This window comes from Kordia sp. SMS9, assembly GCF_003352465.1.
Taxonomy (GTDB): domain Bacteria; phylum Bacteroidota; class Bacteroidia; order Flavobacteriales; family Flavobacteriaceae; genus Kordia.
On record NZ_CP031153.1, the window covers coordinates 217,884 to 242,500 of the forward strand.

General features: G+C 34.7%; 21 protein-coding genes. 15 read left to right on the forward strand and 6 right to left on the reverse strand.

Annotated features, from left to right (window positions below; all coding sequences use genetic code 11):
- Window positions 1-11: 11 nt before the first annotated feature.
- The 3 genes from KORDIASMS9_RS00990 to KORDIASMS9_RS23910 form a co-directional block, all read right to left on the reverse strand.
- Entirely contained in the window at window positions 12-2,123 is a 2,112-nt protein-coding gene (locus tag KORDIASMS9_RS00990; protein WP_162819701.1) for a sensor histidine kinase, read from the reverse strand.
- A 97-nt stretch (window positions 2,124-2,220) separates the two neighbouring features.
- Window positions 2,221-2,397 carry a hypothetical protein gene (locus tag KORDIASMS9_RS22975; RefSeq protein ID WP_162819702.1) on the reverse strand — a complete coding sequence of 59 codons (177 nt, stop codon included), beginning with the start codon at window positions 2,395-2,397 and terminating at the stop codon, window positions 2,221-2,223.
- Window positions 2,398-2,501: 104 nt separating this feature from the next.
- Window positions 2,502-2,633, reverse strand: a complete 132-nt coding sequence (locus KORDIASMS9_RS23910) for a hypothetical protein (protein ID WP_256387004.1) — start codon at window positions 2,631-2,633, stop codon at window positions 2,502-2,504.
- Window positions 2,634-3,056: 423 nt separating this feature from the next.
- Here KORDIASMS9_RS23910 and KORDIASMS9_RS01000 point away from each other — a divergent pair, with 423 nt between their 5' ends.
- From KORDIASMS9_RS01000 to KORDIASMS9_RS01040, 9 genes are all read left to right on the forward strand, one after another.
- Window positions 3,057-4,436, forward strand: coding sequence for a microtubule-binding protein (locus KORDIASMS9_RS01000; RefSeq protein ID WP_114901058.1), 1,380 nt, complete (start codon window positions 3,057-3,059; stop codon window positions 4,434-4,436).
- A 249-nt stretch (window positions 4,437-4,685) separates the two neighbouring features.
- Window positions 4,686-5,747 (forward strand): hypothetical protein, encoded by a 1,062-nt coding sequence (locus KORDIASMS9_RS01005; RefSeq protein WP_114901059.1) that lies wholly within the window; start codon window positions 4,686-4,688, stop codon window positions 5,745-5,747.
- A 290-nt stretch (window positions 5,748-6,037) separates the two neighbouring features.
- Window positions 6,038-8,002 (forward strand): AAA family ATPase, encoded by a 1,965-nt coding sequence (locus KORDIASMS9_RS01010; RefSeq protein WP_114901060.1) that lies wholly within the window; start codon window positions 6,038-6,040, stop codon window positions 8,000-8,002.
- 2 nt (window positions 8,003-8,004) lie between these two features.
- On the forward strand, window positions 8,005-9,750 hold the full coding sequence (locus KORDIASMS9_RS01015) for an amidohydrolase family protein (RefSeq protein ID WP_114901061.1): 1,746 nt from the start codon (window positions 8,005-8,007) through the stop codon (window positions 9,748-9,750).
- A 27-nt stretch (window positions 9,751-9,777) separates the two neighbouring features.
- A complete protein-coding gene (locus KORDIASMS9_RS01020; RefSeq protein ID WP_114901062.1) occupies window positions 9,778-10,179 on the forward strand; it encodes a nuclear transport factor 2 family protein in 402 nt (133 codons plus the stop codon).
- A 4-nt stretch (window positions 10,180-10,183) separates the two neighbouring features.
- Entirely contained in the window at window positions 10,184-10,885 is a 702-nt protein-coding gene (gene lepB / locus KORDIASMS9_RS01025; protein WP_162819703.1) for a signal peptidase I, read from the forward strand.
- Window positions 10,885-11,526, forward strand: a complete 642-nt coding sequence (locus KORDIASMS9_RS01030) for a hypothetical protein (RefSeq protein ID WP_114901064.1) — start codon at window positions 10,885-10,887, stop codon at window positions 11,524-11,526. The genes lepB and KORDIASMS9_RS01030 overlap by 1 nt, the downstream gene beginning before the upstream one ends.
- Window positions 11,523-13,223: a tetratricopeptide repeat protein gene (locus KORDIASMS9_RS01035; protein ID WP_162819704.1), complete on the forward strand. Its 1,701-nt coding sequence runs from the start codon at window positions 11,523-11,525 to the stop codon at window positions 13,221-13,223. Before KORDIASMS9_RS01030 ends, KORDIASMS9_RS01035 begins: the two co-directional genes overlap by 4 nt.
- A 98-nt stretch (window positions 13,224-13,321) precedes the next feature.
- Window positions 13,322-13,549, forward strand: coding sequence for a hypothetical protein (locus tag KORDIASMS9_RS01040; protein WP_114901066.1), 228 nt, complete (start codon window positions 13,322-13,324; stop codon window positions 13,547-13,549).
- Window positions 13,550-13,763: 214 nt separating this feature from the next.
- On the opposite strand, the gene KORDIASMS9_RS22980 is transcribed toward KORDIASMS9_RS01040, so the two are convergent.
- A complete protein-coding gene (locus KORDIASMS9_RS22980) occupies window positions 13,764-13,940 on the reverse strand; it encodes a hypothetical protein (protein WP_162819705.1) in 177 nt (58 codons plus the stop codon).
- A gap of 307 nt (window positions 13,941-14,247) precedes the next feature.
- On the opposite strand from KORDIASMS9_RS22980, the gene KORDIASMS9_RS01045 reads away from it, so the two are divergent.
- The 3 genes from KORDIASMS9_RS01045 to KORDIASMS9_RS01055 are packed head-to-tail and all read left to right on the forward strand — an operon-like array spanning window position 14,248 to window position 17,659.
- Window positions 14,248-15,495, forward strand: coding sequence for a DUF6638 family protein (locus tag KORDIASMS9_RS01045; protein ID WP_114901067.1), 1,248 nt, complete (start codon window positions 14,248-14,250; stop codon window positions 15,493-15,495).
- The gene (locus KORDIASMS9_RS01050; RefSeq protein ID WP_114901068.1) at window positions 15,492-16,025 is read left to right on the forward strand and encodes a hypothetical protein; all 534 of its coding nucleotides are present in this window, start codon (window positions 15,492-15,494) and stop codon (window positions 16,023-16,025) included. Before KORDIASMS9_RS01045 ends, KORDIASMS9_RS01050 begins: the two co-directional genes overlap by 4 nt.
- 5 nt (window positions 16,026-16,030) lie before the next feature.
- On the forward strand, window positions 16,031-17,659 hold the full coding sequence (locus KORDIASMS9_RS01055; RefSeq protein WP_114901069.1) for a DUF4199 family protein: 1,629 nt from the start codon (window positions 16,031-16,033) through the stop codon (window positions 17,657-17,659).
- Window positions 17,660-17,850: 191 nt separating this feature from the next.
- Here the strand turns inward: KORDIASMS9_RS01055 and KORDIASMS9_RS01060 are convergent, their stop codons facing one another.
- A complete protein-coding gene (locus KORDIASMS9_RS01060; protein ID WP_114901070.1) occupies window positions 17,851-19,776 on the reverse strand; it encodes a tetratricopeptide repeat protein in 1,926 nt (641 codons plus the stop codon).
- Window positions 19,777-19,792: 16 nt separating this feature from the next.
- Window positions 19,793-20,530, reverse strand: a complete 738-nt coding sequence (locus tag KORDIASMS9_RS01065) for a LytTR family DNA-binding domain-containing protein (RefSeq protein ID WP_114901071.1) — start codon at window positions 20,528-20,530, stop codon at window positions 19,793-19,795.
- A gap of 323 nt (window positions 20,531-20,853) precedes the next feature.
- Here KORDIASMS9_RS01065 and KORDIASMS9_RS01070 point away from each other — a divergent pair, with 323 nt between their 5' ends.
- The 3 genes from KORDIASMS9_RS01070 to KORDIASMS9_RS01080 are packed head-to-tail and all read left to right on the forward strand — an operon-like array spanning window position 20,854 to window position 24,578.
- Window positions 20,854-22,326 (forward strand): SUMF1/EgtB/PvdO family nonheme iron enzyme, encoded by a 1,473-nt coding sequence (locus KORDIASMS9_RS01070; RefSeq protein ID WP_114901072.1) that lies wholly within the window; start codon window positions 20,854-20,856, stop codon window positions 22,324-22,326.
- Between the two features lie 10 nt (window positions 22,327-22,336).
- Window positions 22,337-23,749 (forward strand): hypothetical protein, encoded by a 1,413-nt coding sequence (locus KORDIASMS9_RS01075; protein WP_162819706.1) that lies wholly within the window; start codon window positions 22,337-22,339, stop codon window positions 23,747-23,749.
- 4 nt (window positions 23,750-23,753) lie between these two features.
- Entirely contained in the window at window positions 23,754-24,578 is an 825-nt protein-coding gene (locus KORDIASMS9_RS01080; protein WP_114901074.1) for a T9SS type A sorting domain-containing protein, read from the forward strand.
- Window positions 24,579-24,617: the final 39 nt, after the last annotated feature.

Sequence of the window (24,617 nt, forward strand, 5' to 3'; positions counted from 1 at the left end):
ATAATCTTTAGTTAAGTAGGTATTTCAACAGTTACCGTAGTGCCATTTCCTTTATTAGAATCTATAAGTACGCGTCCGCCCATTTCCACAATACGAGCTTTTACGCTTCTAAGTCCCATGCCTTCATACAGTATTTCTTGTGTATCAAAGCCGATTCCGTTGTCGGTAACCATAATGTTTAGTTCATTTTCTCTTTTTAATAATTGAATCGTGACTTCAGTGGCATTTGCATGTTTCAAAACATTATTTAAAAGCTCTTGCACGACACGATACAGTTGAATTTCCGTTGAATTCCCCAATCGGTTGTCCAAACCATGCGCTAACAATTCAACCTTTATTGTTTTCGTTTCTTCTATTTTCTGTTTGAGTTCTTTTAAGGCTGGTAACAGTCCAAATTTGGTCAACGTGCCCGAAACCATATTGTGCGCTATTTTACGAACCGTTTCGCAGGCTTCGTCCAATAATTGATTGGCTTTTTCGTATTGTGATTTGGTTTCTTTTTTTATTTTTTCTAGATCATCTTCCACAGATTTGTAATGAATTTTCACTACCGAAAGCATACTTCCCAAACGATCATGCAAGTCTTTGGCAATGCGCGCACGTTCTTCCTCTTGCCCACTCACCATGGAGTTGATTGCTTTTCGTTCTTGTTCTTGCAGCATTTCTTCGAGTTTTTTTTCTTGCAATTCTCGTTCTAGTTGTGCTGTAATTTTTTGTTGTTCGTAGGCGAGTTCTGCCACTTTTTTAGCTTGTTTTAGCTTTCTACTTCGTAAAATGACAAAAAATAATAGAATAGCTGCTACTAAAATGATGATGATGATTTGATTTTTTCTTTGCGTTTCCTTCAACAAAAATTCGGCTTTATTTTTTGCAGCTTCTTCTTTTTGTTTGTTTTCTATATAAGTTACTTGATACCGATCCGCCGCTTTTATTTTTTTATAAATATCACTTTGAACATACTCGCTTGAGTCTTTATACTCAAGTGCTATTTGGTACTCGTTTAATTGCTCATAATAATTTGCTAATGACTGATAGGTTTTTTGCAATAAGGAAGAATCTTGTACTTGTTTTTGTAATGCTAAACTCAGCTGAAAGTTCTCAAAAGCTTTTTCTTTTTGATTGATGGATACATATAAATTTCCCAAATTGTTATAATTGGTTGTCAATCGTGGAAAGTCTTTATCTGCCTTAAAAATTTCTTGTGCTTTTTTATAATATTCTAGCGCTGCTTCACTTTTACCCATCTCTTTGTACAAAGTTGCCAGATTATGAAAAAGATCTGATGTGTCCTCAATATCATACTCAGAAGCCATTTCTAATGTTTCTAAATATATTTTTTCTGCTTTTTCATCTTGATTCAAATAATCATACGCCATTCCGATAAGTATGTTGACCGGGTAGATATCATTTGATCGTTCTAAATCTGTAAAAATTCTTTTAGCTTGTAAAGCATTTTCTAACATTTCTGCATAATTTTCTCGGTCTGCATCCAATGATGCCAGTTGTCTATATATTCTTCCTAAGCCTAAGGAATCATTTGCTTTTTCAGACAGATCTAAACCCTTTAAATAATATTTTAAAGCACTTGAATACACTTCAACATCGGTATACAAATCTCCCAAATTGCGATTTGCAACAATAGCAGCTTTCAAGTTTTTTTGGGCTTCAAAAGAAATACTACTACTCAAAAAAGCATCAATAGCTTTTAATGTTTTCTTTTGATTTTTATACAGCAAACCAAGCTCGTTATAACCTCTGGCGATACCGTGATTGTAGCCTTCTTTTTTGGCAATTCTTAATGCTTCTACAAAATAGGTTTCGGCATCTTTGATACGGTTTTGAAAAATGGCAATTCTTCCTAAAAGATTTATGGCATCTACTTCACCTTTTACATACTTTATACTTCTACTAAGCTCAAGTCCTTGTTGTGCATACTTAATTCCTGATGAATCCTGTTTTTTGCGAAGCTGAAAGGTCAATTCATCCAAAGTTTTAACTTTAGCAATTCCCGATTGTACAGTCAAACGTTTTTTTAAACTGTCAATTTTAGATTTTTTTTGAGCAGTAACGGTATATACACTACACCAAATAGTAATGCAGAGAAAATAATATAATAGCTTCATTAATTGATTGATCATTGGGTATAAAATAAAAATTGAAAGGCTTAACTTTCTTCTAAAGATAAGTAAAGCCTTTCAATTACTAAACTTTTGTTAAGCATCAAAAATTTTGAGGTCTTACTACAGTTTCTGTTGTTTCGTCAGGATCTTTTACTTTTGGCTCCTTGGGCTTTACTGGTTGATCTCCTTCATCAGTTCTTGGAGTCTCTGTGGCTTGCAATACAATCTTTTGATCGAGTTCACTTTGTAATTCGTCAATGGTGGTCAGTGTTTTCATAAAATAAATATTTATTGTTTTACACAAAGTTCCGTGTAAAAACGTTTGGAAACAATCATCAATATTGAGTGTTTTTAGTTCCTCAATATTAAGGAAGTGTCTCATTATTCTTGAAACACTGTCACTTGGTCTTTGTGAATCGCAATCGTTAAGTGTGATTCTTCTTGTTCATCATAATAAATTTCTACTTCTTTAAACTTGTTTCCGATTTCGATGGTTGTTTTTGATGGTTTCATTTGGTTTATTTTAGTTATTCATAAAGATCATTCAAAAACAAGCTTAAAACAATACTTAATTATACGTATTTTTAGATCGTTAGTATTAAGGAAGTATTTTTTTATCTATACATATTCACACCTGTTTTTTTTAAGATTTAAATTAGCGTTGAATGATTTTAAGATGATATACTGAACCGTTTCTATTGAAAAAAACTTTCTAAAAAGCCCCTAAAAACCAAAAAAGTACTACAAAACAACCTGCAATTTTATTTTTTGAGCGAAATCTGTAACGTCTCCGAAAAAAATAGACAGATATTATTGTTAAATTCTTATATTTAAAAACTAGTTAAAAAAACGTTTTTCACTTTCATGAAATGCCGCTTTTTTTAATTACCGATTTCCAAAAAAATAACATTCATTAATAAAAAAACAACTTAGTATATGGCTGACGATTTTGATTTATTAGAAACTTCTGGAGCAGAACAAAAACAAACGACAAACGACAAAGTAGATTGGGGAAAAGCAATTGACCAAATGAAGTCTAAACTTTCTCAAGAAGATAGTCCTGAAGTACGCCAAAAAATATTAAATGCAACGTTAGATAACGTGGTAGATATGGCGGAAAAAGATCGTACTTCACTTTTAGATGCCATTAGAGATTTAACCGATTATCAAGATGAAGTCGGAATTATTTTTGAGCGTTTTTCTACCTTAAATGATGATGAACAACGCGTGATCGATGATGCACAGAAAGAATTGGAAAAAGCAAAAGTGGAATACCAAGATGCGCTAGACAAAGCAGATACGTGGTGGAATAATCTTTGGGGACGAAAATCTCGCATAAAACGTGAAAAAACCGAACTAGATCAAGCGCAAAAAGATCGAAAATTTGCAGATTCTAAAGCGAAAGAAATGTTTCAAAAACGTATTGAAAGTTCCGATACAGAAACCTTATTAAAAGAACTTTCGTTTAAAAGTCAAGCTGCGGTAAAACGTTTGAAAGATCGTGAAGTAGAAATCAAAGAAGTAGAAGACAAACTACAAGTTGCCATTGTAGAAGCGAGCAAAAATCACACGAAAGCCTTAGAGAAAAAAGAGGAAACGGAAGCTGAACTCGAAGAACAAAAAGCATTGTTGAGTCAGGCGCGACAAGCCTTAGAAGAAATTGTAGACAAACAATCTCCTGAATACTCAGAAGCTTTGGCTAAAATTACACAATTAGAGCAAAAAGTAGAAGAATTAGACGGTTTACGAACGGCTTACATTACGTTGGCAGCGAGTAAAGACAGTTTTGTTCACAAACATAACTTAACAATCAAAGTACTCACATCATTGCGTAGCAACTTACAAACGCACAGAGCCAAGTTAAAATCTGATACGGAAGAACGTGTTCGTTATTATGACGGTTATGTAGTGGCTTTAAAAGCACGAACCGATCAAGAATTTGCGGCGATTTTAGAACACTTAGGAATCAAAACGGATGAAAAAATCGGAGAAACATTGGCAGCAATGTATACGGCAAGTTCGAAAGCACGTCAAGATATGATGGAAAACATTCCAGTACACGAAAAAGTAATGAAAGGTATTTACAGCAGTTATGCCGAATCGTTGCAGGAAATTCGTGAAAAAGATGTGGAAATCCGCAAGAACTTTGCTGATCGCTACGGAATTGACATGAAAGAATTGTTCGAAGAATATTATAAAAACAACGAAAATCCATCTACAGGAGACGCTGGCGGAAACGACAATGCTGGTGATAGTACTGGTGTTGGAAACGGCGCACCTGCAAACGATGGTGGTTCTGATGACTTGTTAGGATAATTCGTAACACCTTATTTTCTTTGATGTTGCATGAAGGATTGAGGCGACATCCTTTTTAACTTTGAGACGTCATTACGAGGAAGCATGACGAAGTAATCTGCTTTTTGAGAAACAGATTGCCACTACAAATCTAAAATTTGTCTCGCAATGACGAAATTCAAAAAAAGATACAGCCGAAAGCCTGACCGCCAATTGGTAAATTTGCGGACATGCCCAAAAAATAAATACGTATATACATAATTTCATTTCATGTCTATAAATGATATCACAACACCTTTAGATTCCGCAGCCTTAGACTCGGAAGCGCAGTACGATTTGTATTACCGAATGGTGATGCATGTTTTGGATGAATTTGAAATTAATTTGGTGGAATGGAATCATTATCGAATTTGTACCAAAGAAGAACTGAAAGCGCTTGAAAACTATTGCAAACGTTTGGCGTTTTCGTTGCGTGTGATGCGACTCAAATATCGTTTTGACGAAGAGCAAATGAAGGTCGATTTGACCGAGTCGGGCTTTCCAAACTATTTGGAATTGCGCTATATTCACAACGATTTGGACTTGAAAGAATCGTTTCAAGCCAAATTGCCCGATGCGAGCGAATTTAAAGAAAAGTTCATTCGCCAACTCATGGTAAATAAGCAACATGTGGACAAACGCGATTTGTTTGAAGCGTCGTCGTCGCTGTATTACAATCGGATTCAAGAAGATAAAATATTTAAAAAGTTTGTTTTAGGGAAGATTAAAAAGACGAAAAGCACCTTTGCAACCTATGTGCTCGATTGGGCTTTTTACGATGTTACGCTGAACAGACCTTTTATTTGCTTTATGTATTTTGATTATAAATATGACGAAAAAATTGAGCAAGAAATTTACGATACCGTCAGAGATTGTGCCGATCGGTATCAAGATTTAGAAAATATGGCGTACATGCTAGATAAACGCATGAAATATGTGCATCCGCGAAAAATAAAGCGTGTCGATTTGGGCATTTTACACAGCATATTTTCAAAGGACGATCATGAAATCACACAAGCGTTGCTAAAAGCAATTGCCGTCAAAGATGTAAAACTCAATTCGTTTTCGCTAACGACAACGGTAGAAACCATCAATTCGGTAAATTCATCGAGAGTGAGCAACGATTTACTATCGTTCAAAAAGCAAGAAATTCAAGTGTGGGGCGAAGTAGCAACACACAAATACATTTTAGCGCCACACCGCGTGATTCAATTGTTATATGGAAAAATTCCAAACACCATCATTCACTTGCATCACGAACCTTTTGAAGTGGAAGAATTACCAGAGATTTGACACTTCGACAAACTCGGTGTGAAGTGTTGCTTACAAAACTATTTTTTTTAGAAACACCAAGCGTCACTTCGAGTGTTTTTCTGAATAGAATGAAGAAAAAAGTATCAAGAAGTACTTTGAAACGCTACATATAAAAGTTTTAGCTACTTGTGAGAAGTTGAATCAAGTTCAACTTGACGAAAAGCCTAATTAACAAATAAAGAAGTTTAGAAGTTTAAACTTTGATTTAAAAATTGGTGTAAACAACGAGCAACAAACAACTAATAAACAAGAAAAAAACAAAAACATACATGGAGAAACAACCGACTTTTCCTATCAAAAACACGGAATTACAAATCTTACGAGAAGAAGCTTCTTCGTTCATCAAATCTGTACAATGGGAACAAGGATACAAAGCGCGTAATAGGGACGGAAATAAAGAGCAGGAAGATATTTTACTATACCTTTCCAAAGCAAATGGCAATGCAGGCGCAAACGCCATTTCGATCTCAAAAACTATTTTAAGTCTCAAAAAACGCCTGTTACCAGATTCTGTTGCCTTACCGCTTTCGCTCAATGAAACCTTATTTCAGTTGCAAGAAGCCATTGCCATTGGATTGTGGATTCGCGATAGTTATTACGACGCGTCTGGCTTGTCAATTCTTCATGAAAAACGTGCGGGACTTTCGCAAGGACAACGCAAAGAATACGAATCCAAACAGCAAACAGCAACCGCTTTTATGGTATTCAGTTTGGCGTATTATGTGGTTTCCAAACTTAAAGAAAAAGCGTCGGAAGATAATACTGTGATGCATAACAAATTTGCAGGCATTCCTGAAGTTTCGTTTTTAACACCGACTAAGGGAATTTCATGTCAGTTATTTTACTATGACAAGTATATGAATCATCCAAATTTGATCAACTCTGAACAAGACGTGATTGACTTTACCGTGATGTATTTTGAAGCGTATTTGGACGAAATTATGCAGCGAAAAGGCGCACTCGATCATACAGATGTAATAACAGATAGAACCTATCAATTGGAAGATTCTGAATTTTCTATTGCAGGTTGGGAAACGATTTTTACAGGAAGTGCCACGAGTGTGGAATTCAATCCAATCCGTTTTGAGCAAATTGTCGGAAACAAAGACGCCAAGCATTTTGCCAAGCGTTTGGTAGAACGTTTGATGAGTTACGATATCAAAACCAAACGAAATCCGTTTCAAGAACTCGGAGGTTTTATGCCTGTATTTATGGGCTACGGAATTCCAGGAACAGGAAAAAGTATGTTGATTGCTGCCATTGCTACGATGCTGAAAGAACGTTGCGATCATTTGGACATTCCATTTTTATTTCATCCAATGCCAGATACCGTAGTTTCTACCTTTCAAGGTGGATCTGCCGAAAAAATGGTACAATGGATGAAACCGATGCAAGATCCGTCACGATTGATTTTTGCCCCAATTGACGATGCTGAAAACAATTTACAAGAACGAACTGCGCAAGGAGTTTCTGCTGGTGTCAAAGAAGTAATTAGTGTGTTTTTACGGTACACGGAAGGTGCATACGCGGTAAATCACGGAAACAGTTCTATTGGTTTATTTACGAATTTGCCCGAACAATTGGACAAGGCCGTAATTTCCAGAATTCAAGGACGTTTTAAAATTGATGGTGCGCGCACAGAAGCCGATTTCTTAGATCAAGATTATATTTGGTGGTCTAAAATTGAAAAAACCTTGTCTGGATTTGTTTCTATGAAAGATCATCCAACATACAAATATTTAAGTGATCAAACTTTAGCAAATAGCGCTGGTGAAATTTTAGGAAATATTACGGAACCTAGTGAGGATAAAATTAAAAGAATCTTCAACAGTACTCTGGAAGTCAACTCTTTAAACGATCATGTTTTTTATTCAGATTTATATGGTGCTGTTCAAAAAGAATTTCCGTTTTTCTCGTCGAGAGACATTCGAAACATTCAAAGTGCGATTTCATTACGTTTGACAGATTTTAACTTGGAGGACGATTGGTTTGAAAATCCAGAATTGTATTTCCAAAAAGAGTACGACACCAAACTCGGCATGTTGAAAGAGTTGATGAAATCGAATATGAAAGGGTTAGATTTTGCTGAAATTAGAAAGCAAGAAGTCATTCGCTACTTGGACAATGTTGCTACGATTGCTGATACAGACTTCTCCCGAAAGGTAGACCAACAAATTATGCAAATTAAGATTGCTGCTGAAGCGCGCGATCGTTTTGAGGAAGGAATAAAATAATCATGAAAAAAATTGTTTTCTTATTGTTTTTTTGTGCGACTTTTAGCGTTGCGCAAGACGATAGCATCAATATTGAAAGTAAAAAACTCAATTCCAACAACGAAACCATTCTTATTGAAAACATCCACGTAATTGATGTGATTTCTGGTAAAGAAAAAGTACAAAGCGTATTAATTCGCGATCAGAAAATTGTAGAAATCAAAAAGCAAATTTCTACTGACGAAGCTAACCTTGTAAAAGTTGACGGAACCGAAAAATGGCTACTTCCAGGATTGATTGATGGGCATGTACATCTGTTTCAATCAGGAAGTTTGTATACACGTCCCGATGCATTTGATTTACGCGAATACAGACCGTATGAAGAAGAACGCAGTTGGCTTCGTAAAAACGCGCCTGACTTGTTAAAACGCTACTTACAATGCGGAATTACGACTATTATTGATGTTGGTGGACCGATGTATAATTATGAAATTCGAGATCGCTATAACGATAAAACTGCCTTTCCAAACGTATACTTGACAGGACCTTTAATTTCAACCTATCAACCAAAGGCCTTTGACATTGAAGACAGTCCAATTATCAAAGCAAGTTCGGTTGCAGAAGCGGTGCAACAAGTGCGCGATCAATTGCCGTACAAACCCGATTTTATTAAAATTTGGTACATCAATAATGGAGATGCCGAATTGAATTATAAAATTGTGAAAGCAACCATTGCGGAAAGTCACAAACACAAGTTGAAAGTAGCCGTACACGCCACCGATTTAGAAACTGCCAAACGCACATTGAAAGCCAAAGCGGATATTTTGGTACACAGCGTAAGCGAACCGATAGATGATGCTTTTGTAAACGCTATTAAAAAATCGAATGTCAGCTATATTCCTACATTGATGGTGAGTGATCAATATGTGGAAGCGTTTGCACAAGAAATTTCTTTTACGAATGAAGAATTACGCTATTCGAATCCGTTTCCTATCAAAAGTTTTCAAGATTATAAACATTTAGACAACGACGAATTATTTGATCGTTATAAAAAGTATGCTGTTAGAAGGAAAAAATCTGCTGCAGCTGATGATGCTATAGAAGCGGCTAACTTAAAATTATTACAAAAACACAACATTAATATTGCTACAGGAACCGATGCAGGAAATATCGGAACCTTACATGCAACTTCCTATCAAAGAGAAGTAGAATTGATGAAAGAAGCTGGTTTGACAAACTTGGAAGTGATACAAGCATCCACAATAAACGCAGCGAAAATCTTAGATAAGCAAGATGAAATTGGAAGCATTGAAGTTTCAAAAATGGCAGATTTGATCATTTTAGACGCCAATCCTTTGCAAGATTTAAAAGCCTTACAAAAAATTACACATGTTGTAAAAGCAGGAAGCATCTATAAAAGAGAGGATATTTTACAAGAAACACCTGAAAATATCGTCCAAAGACAGGTAAATGCGTATAATACTGGGAATTACGAAGCTTTCTTTGAAAATTTTAGTGATGATGTGGAAATTTATTCATTTCCAGATAAACTAGATATTAAAGGCATAGAAAACTACAAAAAAAAGTTTACAGGAATGTTTGAGCGGAATCCCAATCTTCATTGCCAAATTGTAAGCAGAACTACTTTATCAAATACTGTCATAGATCACGAACGCGTGAAATTTTCAGAAGGAAACTACACCGAAGTCATTGCCATTTATAAAATTGAAAATGGCAAAATCGCAAAAGTGTACTTTATTAGAGATTAATTTTTATCTTTAATCAAATCCCATGTCATGAAAAAATTTATTCTATTACTTTTTATACTTAGTGCGAATGTTTCTGTGTTTGCGCAAGAACTCACAGACATCAAAATCATCGCACAAAAACAAATGGAAGCTTATAATTCGCGAAACATAGAAACGTATGCAGCCTTGTTTAATGATAATGTTAAAGTGTATGATTTTCCAAAAACATTACGCTTTGAAGGAAAAGACAAACTTATTGAGCGCTATGGTAAAATGTTCCAAAACACGCCTGAATTGTACAGTTTTATTGAAAAACGAATTGTTACCGATAACAAAATCATTGATCAAGAAAAAGTAATCTACACAAAAGGTGGAACACCGAAAGAATTTGTGGTGATGTATGTGGTGGAGAATCAAAAAATAGTAGAGGTGTATTACATTAAACGCTAAGATTTTGAATAAAAAACTTAAAATAGCAATATACATTCTTGTAGGGTTGATTGTTGTATATCAACTCTTAAATTTCACAAAAATACTGGCATTTTATACTGTTCCCACGACAGGTAATGAGCCGAATATAAAACATGGTTCTTTTATCATAGCTTCCAACTTGATAACGCCCAAACGCGGAGATTTTATTACCTACGAATTTCAAGATCCAATGTATGGAAAGTCTACAATGACACACCGTTTATGCGCAATGGAAAACGACACGTTGGAAATTCGCAACGGAACACTTTTTATCAATGGCAAAAATGTTGATGCAACTTACAATTTAAAACATGCATACATTTTAAGTGAAGAAAAGTTTAACTCCTTAGATGAAACTGTGACAGGAAAAGATTACATGATCATTCCCAATGAAGGTAAGCAAGGATATCTTACGTACATTGAAGACAAGGATGCGGAAAAACTGCAACTCAAAGCGTATCGTTTTTTAGACGATAAGACAAATTCGGATCCGAAAATTAAAGAAATCTATCAAAATGACTGGAATAAAAATCATTTTGGTCCGCTGATCATTCCCGAAGGAAAAATATTTGTGCTTGGCGACAATCGCGACTACTCACAAGACAGTCGTTCTTATGGATTGATTGACCAAGAAGCCATTACAGGTGTCCTTTGGAAAACTTTATTTGTAATAGAATCTAACTAATGGAAAGATCCTACTTTTTCTATTTCATTAGCACCTACCTTATATTCGTTTTTGTATTCGGATTCATTCTAATAGCACAAGATTCGATCAATTTACTGGATAAAACTGTCCAAATTTTACACATCCCCTTTTTATTTTCGTTGTTTGTAGCGCCTATACTATATTATGTATATCCGCCTTCAGATGTCCACTATCGTTACCGAAAACATAAGAAAAAAGTATTCAAAAAATTTATAGAAATACACGGTTTCAGTACTTCCGAAAACGGTTATGTATTTGGTGTTTTAGAAAATTATCATATAATGATTCACGCAGCACGAAATTTATTTCCTGCAAACAACGAATGGATTGAAGCAAAAATTGTTTTCCATCCAAAATGCGGAAATCAGTTTATTTCATCATCCATTATAAAGGATATACAACACAAATACGATGAAAAAAATGTAACTTGGTTTTTAAATAGTGTAAAAATAAAACAGCCATATGTTTTTACGATGCCAAAACATGAAGCATTATGTAAGGTGTTGCAATCTTGTATTTCAGATTTAAAAGCTCAAAACATAAAGCCGATTCCATTTGAAGAATGGAGCGAACTGATTCCCGAATTACAAGCATATACAAACTCACAAAAGAAATTATGAAACAACTACTCTTTCTTTGGACGTTTGCGTTTTGTGTTCTCGCGAATGCACAAATCACTAAAAATCAACTCAAATCAGTATCTATAGATAGTTTACTCAATGGATTTTCAACGTATGAAAAAACAAATTCTACAACTGCCAAAGAATATCTCCTAGCGCTTTTAGAAACAGCTGCAAATAGTACAAACAAAGTTCCTACGCACAAAATTCACTTTGAATTAGCAAAAATACACAGTGCATTACGAAAAAAAGATAGTGCATTGTATTATATAAATGTTGCCATTAAAGAAACCGAAAATGATGTCAACGCACTTTTGAACAATTTATATTGCAAAGGCAGTATTTACTATGAGTTTGGCAATTACACCAAAGCGATTGAGTGTTACACTGAAGTATATGAAATGTCAAAACGGAAAAATGATCTTTTTACACAGGCTAATCTCGATCACGATTTTGCATTGATCAAAACACAGATTGGACAACATCAAGCTGCGTTGCAACTCGTTAAAAAAAGTCTTACTTTTTATGAAAGTCTGGAACGGGAAAATTCAGGAAATCAGCACGCTACCGCTTATCTTAATTCTTTGATGACTATTAGTGATATTTATACAAATCTATATATCGACACACAAAAAGGCAATCTAAAATATTTAGATTCTGCACATTATTACAATAACATTGCTATTGAGAAAAGTTTACAAAATAATGATGATGAAGGATTTTTGATTTCGTTGCGACTTAAAGGCGTTATTCACCACGAAGAAGGCAATATTGAACAATCTACAACGGATTTGATCAAAGCTGAAGAAGTAATTCAAAACGTAAACCTTCCTGGTCATTTAGTGATTTTGAATTTATATCGTGGAAAAAATTATTTTGTAACAGGTGATTACGAAAAAGCCCTTTCCTATTTTCAAAAGACGGAAACTTTAATTCATACAACGGAAACTGATTTTCCCGATTTACAAGAATTGTACATTCTTATGGCAAAATCATATGAACAAAAAAACGATTCTGAAAACACCATAACCTATTTTAATTTATTTTATCAAAAAGATTCGCTAAATGATAATTTAAAACAGCGAAATCTAGAAAAACTATACAAAAAATATGATATCGTTACTTTTAAAGACAAGATAAATTCTCTAGAGAACAATCTAAAAGAAAACAAATACAATTACACTATTATTTTGGGTTGTATGCTTTTCTTAGTAATAGGAATTAGCATCTATTACAAACAAAAACAAGTTCGAAATAAAAAATACTTTCAAAAAATTATGACTGAACTGGAGTTGAAAAAAGAAAAAAAAGCTTCTCCTAAAGAAATCAAAATTAGTAAAGAAAATGTTTTAAAAATTTTACAAGGATTAGATGATTTTGAAAAGAACGAGCTATTTCTCAAAAAGAATTGTTCGCTAAATTATGTCGCCAACAAAACAAACACGAATAGTACGTATTTATCAAAAGTGATTCAAAGTCATAAACAAAAAAAGTTTATTCAATACATTACGGATCTTCGTATTGACTATGCTTTGGAAAAACTGCAAACAACTAAAAAATTTAGAGCATATAACATCAAATCAATCGCTGCTGAACTTGGCTATAACTCTGCTGAATCATTCTCCAAAGATTTTAAAAGACGCACCAAATTATATCCTTCATATTACATAAAAAAACTAAATGAGACAGAATCGTAATACTTCAAAATAGTACTCGAAATCCAATAATTTCGAGTATAAAGCTTTGAATTCAAAAGAGTAGGCTTCTATATTAGCAAAAATAAATACGCAGATATATGAAAAAATTAAGCTTGAAAAAAATCCAAATTGCGGCTATTGGGAATGCTGCTCAGTTAAAAGGAGGATCTAATAATTCTAATGCAGATACAATATGTAATACAACAGGTGATGACTCTGTAACTAGTTGTGATAATTGTGGAGATAATAGTATTACCAGTAGTAATGCTACAACGACAAGAGCGAATGGAAGTGGAAAAACAGCAGGATTGGATTGTATAAATTAGAAACAAGCACGTATCAAAATAGGCTGTCTGAAAACTTTCAAAATTCATCTCTCTACACTGGATCTAGCATCTCATAAAGCTGAATTTCAACTGTTACGGGAAACCGAATCAATACTGAATCAAGTTCAGTACATGGCTTGATTTGACAAAACTTTACCTTTTCAGACAGCCGCTTTTCATTTAATTTCACCTTTACATTGGCAAAATTAATACTCTAAACGGTTGGACAATTTCGGTCTAGCGTATCTTCACGAGGTCCTAAATGACAATGTTTAGCACCAACTACAGATCCGAATGTACATGTTACAGTAAATTCTTCTCCTCCAAAAACAGCGAAAGAATTCACAACTGATTTATTCAACGTAAGCGATTTCAAGTTTCTTTTTTTCATATTTCATGATTTTGTGATTAATATGCTTCAAAGATATCTTACAAAATCACCTCAAAAAAGAGCAGCTACACGACATTCAACAATTGTAGGTCGAAATTATTGAATTTACGACTACAAAAACAGCACTATTCAGCTGTTCACAATTCTCAAAATCTATTGCTTTTCTCTTCAAAATGTCCTTTTTACAGCATACAGTAATCTTAATCATAAAATGTATTATTTGTAACAAGAAATAAAAATTAGCTACATATAAAGTAACTTAGCAATAGATACCTTATTTTTGAGAAAAAGGTGAATTTTATAGTACATGGAAAAATTAAAAAGATCTGAATTATTTGGCGCTGCTTTAGTTCCCGTTACGGGCGCTTTGGTAGAACGCTATAATAAATGTTTGTCCTTTATTGGAACAGCACCAACGCAATTGACCAATTTTCATATTGATGCCATGGGTTGGAGCCCAGAAATTGCCGAAGAAAAGGACGATTTCCTGTACTTAAACTCCGGAGAAGCCAATCCGAATGCCATTATTCTTTCACCAAAACAAAATGAAAAACCTGCATATTCACCTTTTCATAGTTTTGATAGAGATATTATGAATTTGGTGTTTAAAGAACACAAACATACCATTAAAGATATTACGCGAGATGCCGCAATTTGTGTAAATTTAGATCAATATATTGATGCCTTTTACGAGCCAGAAGATTTACTGAAATACAATCAAATTACGGTCGATTTTACGGTGGTAGAAGATTTATACAGCATTCAACAGCAACAATTGGAACTTGTAGAAGAATTCCGCCGAGAAGATAATTTTTTGGATGAAAAACTCCATCTCAAAATGTTGGCTTCTGCTAGAAAACATGGCGATTTACGATCGCGCACCTTAAAATTAGATAGTATTGATTACAAAACTAGTTCGTTTTACACTAAAGCCTTTGGCGGCGTATTTGTATTTCGCAGAAAAGGAAGTGGCAAAAATATTCTCATCTTTGAGGCGAAAGCAGCCGCAGAAAAAATGAAAGCTTCCAGCGCAACACAAGCGTTTCATATTGAAGATGGACGTTTTTATAGCGCATTGGCGGCAGAAAAAATGATTGTACTCGATCCTGAACACAGCGTACAATCGGGTTATTTTGAACGCGTACAACAACGTATTTTTCTATCGCACATAAAAAATGCAACACACTCCATGAGTGATATCATACAAAATTCAAACGTATACAAACGTTATTTAAATAATTTGAATGCAGACGCGCGAAAGCAACTGATGATTTTAGATCGCTTGCAACAAAATGCAAAAAATGCAAACGCGCTCGATGTGGAAGGCGGATTGACTCCGGAAGTATTAGCCTGTATTCAAATACCAACACCCGAATTATCCATGGACGTACAAGAATTGGTTTGGAAGTTGATTGTAAAAACAGCTTCGTACAAAGATCCGCTTTTCTTGTATTGGTACGACAAAGAAACGTTTTATGAAACCTATAATTCGTGGAACGCATCGTATCAAGATTGGGTTATAAAATTAATTAAACAAAACACCTGGAACTCATGATTACATTTGACATTATCATTTTTATTTCGAGCATCATTTTTGGCGTTTCACTCTATTGGATGGAAGCGAAAAGTAATGGTTTGTACAGAGCCATTAATAAACTTACACATTCGAAAGAATTACAGATGAAGCCTGAAAATAAAAAAGGTTTTTTTGTCAATCAGGAATTTGTGCCGCGATTAATTTACGTAAATCTAATCTTCATCATTGCTGTATTATTTTTCCTATTGCTACCTTTCAGCATTCGGGCAGAATATTATGTTTCTGCGGTGGTAGGAACATTAATTGGTGTGTATCTTGGTGGTTTTGTGGTAAAAGTAAAAGACGGTTCTGAAGATATTTTCGACAAAGTGGTGGACACAGGCAAAGAGATTATTGACGATATTAAAACGAAAGGACAAGAAGCTGCCGATAGTTTTTCCTCAGAAAACAACCCTGAAGAAACTACCGAATCAGCACCTACCAAAGAGGAAGAAGCACCAAAAAAGAGTGCAAGAGAGCGTTTAAAAGATAAAGGACTATTAAAATAAGAACTATGATCAAAAGATTTTGGAACAAAGGAACAAAACAAAAAATCATCCTCATTGTCATAGGATTGATCCTTTTTTGTGCGCTTTTTATTTTGAGAGATGACTATCAACCATTTTTACTCTTTTTACGAAAGTACTTATTTGTGTTGATACTTTTTGTTGTGATTTTATACTTCGGGATTCGATCGTTTCGTAAAACCGCCAGTACACCCAAAAAACTCTTAAAAGGATTTTTAACACTCGCGTCTGTAGTATTGATTTATGTCGTTTTATTTACGGTAGGAATGTATGAATACATGCAAACCTACAACGTATACAACAATATGAATTTGCAAGAAATTGCCGAATTACCATTGAGCAGAAACGAGCGCATTCAACCGTACAACAATATCAAAACGATGGCATACGAGTCTATCACGGAAACACAAGAAGTTTCGCCACCACAATTGGTACGTGTAGACGATCGCAATCAGTGGACAATGGCCGTACAGCCTTCGCAAGAATATTTTATTCAACGTACCAAAGATAATATTGAAGAGTTGTTTTCGGTATCGAGCACATCGCCTTCTCCGCGCTTTTCCAACGACAATCGAATTCCTGCAACGTTTTCCATTGGCGAATCGTTAGCGTTTAGTAGAAACACGTATAATGCGGTTGTACAACGTTTCAATCCGTGGCAATTGTTCAATTACGAGCCGCACGAAGCGTATTATATGAAAAATGATCAAGGAAATTGGGTGCAAGTCGTAAGTTTGATCAAATGGAAAGGATTCTTTTTTCCATATCCATCTTTTGGCGGCGTCATGGTGTTAGAAACTGGCGATCATGATTTTAACGACTATTTAGAGCGTTTGTTAATTGGGAAAGGAACCTTTATTCCTGCGGAAGATGTGCAGAAGTATCCGTATTTAACCCGACAAAATACATTGTCTGAAAAAGTATCACGCATTCAGGCAAAATCGATGATGTTTTTAGGCGGATTTATGGATCCACTTCCGTGGAATAAGAAAACGGCGGTGAAAATTCCAGATTTAAAAGAAGATCAAAATCAGCAACCTTTTGTAACGGATTTTAAGTTTGAAGGCTCCGTAAATACTGCGTATGATGGTTTGTATCATTGGTTTGGTTTGGAACCGATTGGCGTAGAACGTACAGGATTATCCATCAGTGTTTTTATTCCTGCGGATGGAAGCGATAATGTATATTATTACAACCACGCCAGCAAAAAAGAAGGTTTGGCAGGTGTTTCGGCAATGCCCGCAAAAGTGATGGAATCGAGAAAAGAATACGATTGGACGGTGAATAAACCTGTAGAATTTAGACCTTTTATTAGAGATATTGCTGGAAAACGTCGTTTGTTCATGTTGAGTACCATTGCGGCAAAACGCGAAAACAGCGATCAGTTTGATGGTGGTTCTACGCCCGATCTAGCGTTGGTAGATGTTTCGTATAAAGATGTTGTTTGGATTGATGCCAAACATCCTTCCAAATGGAATGAACAAATCATAGATCAATTGGGTGAAACGTGGAAAATTACAGAACGTTTGTCGGATGATGTGGTGTTTCCAAATAGAACGAAAGTCCCAGAAGTTACAAAAGATTCGATAACGATACAGAAAGATTCTTTGAAATAGCTTCGCTTCGACAAGCTCAGCGTGAACGCTTTTGGTGTTTTGTATATGATTTTTCCAACGTCAAATCGAGTGAATTTGCACAACAAATTTGTATCGAGATTTGCTTTGGAACCTTGCGCTTTGGTCTATTGGTTGGAATTTTAACCTATTTTAAAACCTAACCAAAAACCCAACACCTAAGTACCTCACAGTTATCGCAACGGAATATGCAATACAACTTCTGTTCCGCTTGGATTTTCGTATTGGTCTTTTAAATCCATAAAATGTACTGTGAAACTGTTTTTAAAATCTTTCACAAAATTGGTGAGTCTGTTTTTTGTGAGTGATATTCCGATAGATTTTCGTTTTACAATTTTATTTTTAGCAATGAGCTGCGCTGCTTCTCTCCCAATTCCGTTGTCTGCAATGGAAATAGTTACAAAATCGTTTTTCGTTTTGGTCACCGAAAGTTTGATGTTTTTTTCTCCTTTTTTAGAAGACAAACCATGCCACAATGCATTTTCTAAAAACGGTTGCAATACTAATGAAGGGATTTTTATTTGATTGAGGTCAATTTCTTCGTCTACAAACACTTCAAAATTAATTTCATTAGAGAAGCGGATGTTTTCAATGCTCATGTATAAATCCATCGTTTCCAATTCGTCACTCAGTGAAACTACTTTGACACGCGATGCATCTAAAATTTTGCGAATGAGTTTGGCAAATTTATTTAAGTAATGTACTGCATTTTTCTGCTCATTACTAATGATATATTGCTTGATGGAATTTAGCGAATTAAACACAAAATGCGGATTCATTTGACTACGCAACATGTCTTGCTCCAATGTTAAAATCTTCTTTTCGTTGTTCAGCAAGCGTTGTCGGTACAAAATGTAAATCATAATTGCCAAAAATGCTAATACAATACTACTTGTAATCCAAATACTTTTATTTCGCTTGAGCGTTTGTTTTACCGTAGCATTTTCTTTCTCTAAGTTTTCAATTTGCTTTTTGGTATCGTATTTTACAATAAGATCGTTGACATATTTAAAGTTTTTCTCATTCGTAATTTCTTCGTTCAATTCGTACGATATTTTTTGATAGTCAAATGCTTTCTTATATTCACCTTCTTGTTCTGCTAACATCGCTAAGCGATCATAACTTTCAGCAATAGAACTTTTTAGATTAAATTCTTTCGAAATTTCCAATCCTTCATTCAAATATTTTTTAGCCAATACATACTCATTCATCTCCAAATATGCCCAACCCAAGTTTATGTATACGTCTGAAAGATGAAATTTATCGCGCAAGCCTCTCGCTTTTTCCAATGTTGATAAAATAATGTCAATGGCTTCTTTATATTTTTGTTGTTTGATATAAATTCGACCAATCGTATTATTACAGATAACGCGACCTAAATCAGAATCAATTTCATCATTATATTTTAAAGATTCTATATAATCGACCAAAGCGCCTTCTAAATCGCCAGTAGCTTCTTTGGCATATCCAATATTGTGATAATTAATGGCAAGTCCCAACTTATTCCCAACACTTTTTTCAATTTCCATAGATCGTTCAAAGCGTTGTACAGCCAAATCATATTGCTCTAAAACAAGAAAAATATTTCCCATGCTATTCAGAGAAACTGCAATACTTTTCTTTACAGATTCGGTTTTATCTTCAATACTTTCTGCAAGTGCAAGTGCTTCTTGATGATAATCCAACGCTCTTCGAATATCGTCTATACGTCTGTACACAACGCCCAACATATTTAAAGCTTTTACATGCAATTGTTTATTTTCTGCAATTTCGGCTTTGGTTAATGCTTCTTCGTGAAACAAAATTGCATTGTCATACTGAGACGTGTTTCTACAATATTCACCCATCGCATTCAACACGTAACTTTCACCTTCTAAATAGGTATTCTCTTTAAATAAATTGACTAAATATTGAAGTTGAATAGAATCTTTTTTATACGGTTTGAGGACATTATCAATCTCTGAATATTCTTTGGACTGTAATTTTAAAAGTGCATTGGCATCTTTCACAAAAGTACTATCGGTAGTTTGTGAAAAGCTAATGGCAGATAAGAAGAGGGCAAGAATGCTTAGGAGTACATTCTTATATAATTGGCACATACACTTTGTATTTTCTTTATAATTTTTCTAAGAAAGCGGCTTTGCGCTGTCTTGAAATTGGTATTTTATGATTAGACACTAATATGACATAACCATCGGATTTTATAAACTCTTTTATTTTATCGAGATTCACAATATACGAATTGTGAATTCTGAAAAAGCGTTCGTCTGGCAACATGGCATTGACTTCTTTCAGCTTTTTTGTCAGCACAATTTTTTTAGAATTGGTCAAAAACAACGTACTGTAATTTCCATCAGATTCAGCAAAAAGCAAATCGTCTAAATCGAGAAAAATCAATTTTCCATCGGTATTGATTGTAATTCTTTTTTTATTGAATCGGCTATTATAATCAGATAAAATACGCTCAAACTTTTCAGTAGAAACGTCATTTCGAGAAATATATTTTTTCACTTTAGAAATCGCGACTTTTAAATCGTCCATATCAATAGGTTTCAACAAATAATCAATAGCTTCTTCTTTTAACGCTTTCATTGCGTATTCATTATATGCTGTAGTAATAATTACCGCAAAGTCTTTGGTTTTCAGTCTGTTTAAAAACTGAAAACCATCCATTGTTGGCATTTCAATATCTAAAAAAAGACAATCACAAGACACTCTTTCAATATAGGTCAACGCTTCTTCTGGATCGGAAAACTTTGCCAGTATTTCAATCTCATCACTAAAATTATCTAGCTCCCATGCGAGGCTTTCTAGTGCTTTTGGTTCGTCATCTATTAAAATTGCTTTTAACATACATATTGGTTTTATAATCTAAAGGTACGGTTTTCGGGTTAATTTCTGACGCTGTTCGTATCATTGGTTCAAAAATATGTATATGCGGTTTACTTTCCTAAATAGTTAACCTACAAGGGGATTTTCACCTTTTTTCACCTAAAACAATCTATACAACATTTACTTCCATTTATACAAAAATTGCACTTCTTAACTTTTTCTTCACATATATTTGAATCGTCATTAAGCTCCCAAATTTTTGATCACCATGTAATTTGATATATGAACGCTATGTGCATATACTAAATACAATTTATCTAATACTAACAATCAAAATCAAAGTAATGAAAAAAATTACACTAATCTTAATGCTAATTTGCTTTGCCTTTAGCACATCTACAAAGGCAAACAACATTCAAGTGAACAATATCTCACTTGAAAACTTAAACGAAGTATCGAATTGGGTACACGTTGAATTTGATCTTTTTTGGGAAAATTCATGGAGAATCAGTTCTGGGCCATCCAACTGGGACGCAGCATGGGTTTTTATCAAATACAGAGTAAACAACGGAACTTGGACACATGGTATCGTAAGTCAGGCAAGTTCTGTAGCTGCATCAGGATCTACTTTAGATGTAACATCTGATGGAATGGGTGCTTTTATTTATAGAGCTAGTGACGGAAGTGGAAACGTAAACTTTCAAAATACGCAATTACGTTGGAACTTTGGATCTACAGATACCAATGACATTATAGACATTCAAGTATTTGCTATAGAAATGGTATATGTACCACAAGATTCATTTTATGTAGGAGGAACTACAGGTAATGAATCCAATAAATTTCACTCTGGAGGATTTTCAACAAGTTCTTCATACCGAATTACTTCGGAAAATGTGTTAACTATAGCAAACACATCAGGAAACTTATACTACACGGCTGATAATTCAAACGGTGGAGACCAAACAGGAAGTCTTAGTGCTTCATACCCTAAAGGATTTGGTGCTTTTTACAGCATGAAATATGAAGTAACAGAGTCGCAATGGCTAGGGTTCTTCAATAGCTTAACAGAAACACAAAAAACAAACAGAGATGTTACGGATGCAACTCACAAAAACAGTGATGCAGTAATCAGTAGAAACACAATTTCATGGACAGGAGGTTCCGCAAGTGCTACAACTTCAGCACCCGATAGAGCATGTAGTTATTTAAGCCCTGGAGACATGAATGCGTATATGGATTGGACTGGAATGCGCCCTATGACAGAATTAGAATATGAAAAAGCGTGCAGAGGACCAATATTACCAAAACCAGGTGAATTTGCTTGGGGAAGCGCTAATATTGCTTCTAACGCCTACACTTTAGTAAACTCAGGTTTTTCAAGTGAGCGAATCACAAACCCTGAAACAAATACTGGAAATGCCATCTATTCTGATACAAATGGTACAATTAGCGGTCCATTACGTAACGGTATCTTTGCTGCAAGTGCAGTAAATAACAATCGTGAAGAAACTGGTGGAAGCTACTATGGTATCATGGAACTTTCAGGTAACTTATATGAAAGAGTTATAACTGTAGGAACTTTGCAAGGTCGTAACTTTACAGGTGTGCATGGAAATGGAATTATCAGTTCTACAGGAAATGGAACAGCTATTAACTGGCCAAACAACACCACTGGTGACGGATATAGTTACAGAGGTGGAAGCTGGTTAAATGGATCAGACTTCATTAGAGTTTCAGATAGATTTGATGGTGCCTCAATAATTGCATCAGGAAACAATCGTTTAGGATTTAGAGCTGCAAGAACCGCACCATAAGATGAAGGAGATGAAAAAAAGAATTATTTTCTTATTGTCTATTTCTCTCCTGTATAGTCTGCAAGTTGCTGCTCAATTTAAAGGAAGTAATGGTGATGGATTTGATGTAGAATCTCAATCATCCATAACACTTACCAACCTTTCTCTTGAAATATTGTATGACGGTAGTAATGGTGATGGATTCTCTAGTAGAACACTCACAGCCACTACACTTGAAAACATTTCACTTGCAGTATTGTATGAAGGTAGTAATGGTGATGGATTTTCTAATAGATCATTAGTAGCCACTACACTTGAAAACATTTCACTTGCAGTGTTGTATGATGGAAGTAATGGTGATGGTTTCTCTAATAGAATTCTCTCAGCTACTACACTTGATAATACAGATTTAGCAGTATTGTATGATGGTAGTAATGGCGATGGGTTTTCTTTAAGACTGTTACCTAACACCACACTTGATAATACAGATTTAGCAGTATTGTATGATGGTAGTAATGGTGATGGGTTTTCTTTAAGACTATTACCTGCAACAACACTTGATAATTTACAATTATCTGTACTTTATGAAGGTAGTAATGGCGACGGATTTGATATTGATCAATTCAATGGATTTTTGGATCCAAATCAAATCGTAGATTTAAGAGTACGAGCAGTAGTCCTCTTACAGGGACCAATTTTAAATCCTGTTGATGATGACTTAATGAATGATAACTTACGTTCTGGAAACGTAATTCCAAAGATAAGTCCTTATGATGCTACAGATGTAATCTCTGACTCTGATGTACTTAACGATGGCGGAATTTCTGGAGTAGGTGCTCCTAGGAATAATATTGTGGATTGGGTTTGGGTTGAAATCAGAAGTAGTGTAGATAATACGCTAATAGTAGATGGAACATCTGCTTTAGTTCAACGTGATGGAGATATTGTTGCGTTAGACGGAACATCAGATATCATATTACGAGGACTTACTGGTAACTATTTTATAACTGTAAAACACAGAAATCACTTAGGTGTAATGACGCAAACTACCAGAGCATTATCAGTAGCTACTACAGGAATTACAGATTTTACTACAAATAGTACTGCTGTATTTGGAACAAATTCACGTGTACAATTGTCTAATGGAGACATGGCACTATGGGCAGGAAATGCAAATGGAGATACCATGGTACAATATTCAGGAACAACGCCTGATTCGCCAAGCATCTTGTCAGAAGTACTAAACGATGCTGGGAACTTTTTAAATTTCCCTACCTATGTAGTAACTGGGTATAACAATCACGATGTTAACATGGATGGTAATACGCAGTACACCGGAACTGCTCCTGATACACCAATACTATTACAAAATGTATTAGCGCATCCTGGAAATTTCCTAAACTTTAGTACATATCAAATTCTAGAACAATTACCAGAAAATTAAAACAATGAAAAAAACACTAAAATTATTTATACTGAGTTTTGTGTGCCTACTGGCATTACAACTCCAGGCACAAGACGGATATACGTACACCTTGGTCCACAATGGCGGATACAGTTTTACGGTACAGGCAGTGCCAAATACAAGTACTAATAACTTTGCTACTTCCGTTCAGAGTTATGGATTTACAATCATAGTTCCAGATGGAGTAACGATTGATACAGGAACAGCAACTTCTTTAGGAAGTGCTGCAAGCGCAACGTTCTTTGATGGAACAAATGTAGCGCAACCAACTATTGACGGATATTTAGTTACAGAAACTCTAGGAAGTCCTGCTACATTGCCAGCACCTTCTGCGGCAACTAATTCTAATATGTATACGTTTACAGTAAATGGAAGCCCTACAACTGGAATTATGTACATCTTAGAAAACAATTCTGCATTAGCAAATACAGTAACACCATTAAAATCATTCATGCAAGCAGATATGATTGATAATGGAATGGCAGAATTTACAAATGTAGTAGATCCAAATGCTGCTGCAGTATCTGGTATGAGTTCATTTGATTTCATTACACTATCTGTAGAAGAAGAAAATGAACTTTTAGGAGTATCATTATATCCTAATCCAGCTTCTGATATTGTAAAAATCTTAGTTCCAAATACCATACAAGACATAGAAATTGAAATATTTGATAACGCAGGAAAGCAAATAAACATGGATTTATCTGCTGAAAACACCATTGACGTAAGTAATATTGCATCTGGATTATACATAATCAATATAATCTCTGATGACATAAAGACTACTAAAAAGCTTATTGTAAAATAATAAGCTTCTATTTTTTGTTTCACGAACCTCTTGAGTTGA

What these genes read in the sequence shown, in the direction of transcription:
- KORDIASMS9_RS23910 (WP_256387004.1), bottom strand. Translation starts at nt 2,633, where the DNA reads ATGAAACCATCAAAAACAACCATCGAAATCGGAAACAAGTTTAAAGAA.
- KORDIASMS9_RS01005 (WP_114901059.1), top strand. Translation starts at nt 4,686, where the DNA reads ATGTCTATAAATGATATCACAACACCTTTAGATTCCGCAGCCTTAGAC.
- KORDIASMS9_RS01000 (WP_114901058.1), top strand. Translation starts at nt 3,057, where the DNA reads ATGGCTGACGATTTTGATTTATTAGAAACTTCTGGAGCAGAACAAAAA.
- KORDIASMS9_RS00990 (WP_162819701.1), bottom strand. Translation starts at nt 2,123, where the DNA reads ATGAAGCTATTATATTATTTTCTCTGCATTACTATTTGGTGTAGTGTA.
- KORDIASMS9_RS01040 (WP_114901066.1), top strand. Translation starts at nt 13,322, where the DNA reads ATGAAAAAATTAAGCTTGAAAAAAATCCAAATTGCGGCTATTGGGAAT.
- KORDIASMS9_RS01035 (WP_162819704.1), top strand. Translation starts at nt 11,523, where the DNA reads ATGAAACAACTACTCTTTCTTTGGACGTTTGCGTTTTGTGTTCTCGCG.
- KORDIASMS9_RS01015 (WP_114901061.1), top strand. Translation starts at nt 8,005, where the DNA reads ATGAAAAAAATTGTTTTCTTATTGTTTTTTTGTGCGACTTTTAGCGTT.
- KORDIASMS9_RS01060 (WP_114901070.1), bottom strand. Translation starts at nt 19,776, where the DNA reads ATGTGCCAATTATATAAGAATGTACTCCTAAGCATTCTTGCCCTCTTC.
- KORDIASMS9_RS01055 (WP_114901069.1), top strand. Translation starts at nt 16,031, where the DNA reads ATGATCAAAAGATTTTGGAACAAAGGAACAAAACAAAAAATCATCCTC.
- KORDIASMS9_RS22980 (WP_162819705.1), bottom strand. Translation starts at nt 13,940, where the DNA reads ATGAAAAAAAGAAACTTGAAATCGCTTACGTTGAATAAATCAGTTGTG.
- KORDIASMS9_RS22975 (WP_162819702.1), bottom strand. Translation starts at nt 2,397, where the DNA reads ATGAAAACACTGACCACCATTGACGAATTACAAAGTGAACTCGATCAA.
- KORDIASMS9_RS01080 (WP_114901074.1), top strand. Translation starts at nt 23,754, where the DNA reads ATGAAAAAAACACTAAAATTATTTATACTGAGTTTTGTGTGCCTACTG.
- KORDIASMS9_RS01010 (WP_114901060.1), top strand. Translation starts at nt 6,038, where the DNA reads ATGGAGAAACAACCGACTTTTCCTATCAAAAACACGGAATTACAAATC.
- KORDIASMS9_RS01065 (WP_114901071.1), bottom strand. Translation starts at nt 20,530, where the DNA reads ATGTTAAAAGCAATTTTAATAGATGACGAACCAAAAGCACTAGAAAGC.
- KORDIASMS9_RS01045 (WP_114901067.1), top strand. Translation starts at nt 14,248, where the DNA reads ATGGAAAAATTAAAAAGATCTGAATTATTTGGCGCTGCTTTAGTTCCC.
- KORDIASMS9_RS01050 (WP_114901068.1), top strand. Translation starts at nt 15,492, where the DNA reads ATGATTACATTTGACATTATCATTTTTATTTCGAGCATCATTTTTGGC.
- KORDIASMS9_RS01070 (WP_114901072.1), top strand. Translation starts at nt 20,854, where the DNA reads ATGAAAAAAATTACACTAATCTTAATGCTAATTTGCTTTGCCTTTAGC.
- KORDIASMS9_RS01030 (WP_114901064.1), top strand. Translation starts at nt 10,885, where the DNA reads ATGGAAAGATCCTACTTTTTCTATTTCATTAGCACCTACCTTATATTC.
- KORDIASMS9_RS01075 (WP_162819706.1), top strand. Translation starts at nt 22,337, where the DNA reads ATGAAAAAAAGAATTATTTTCTTATTGTCTATTTCTCTCCTGTATAGT.
- KORDIASMS9_RS01020 (WP_114901062.1), top strand. Translation starts at nt 9,778, where the DNA reads ATGAAAAAATTTATTCTATTACTTTTTATACTTAGTGCGAATGTTTCT.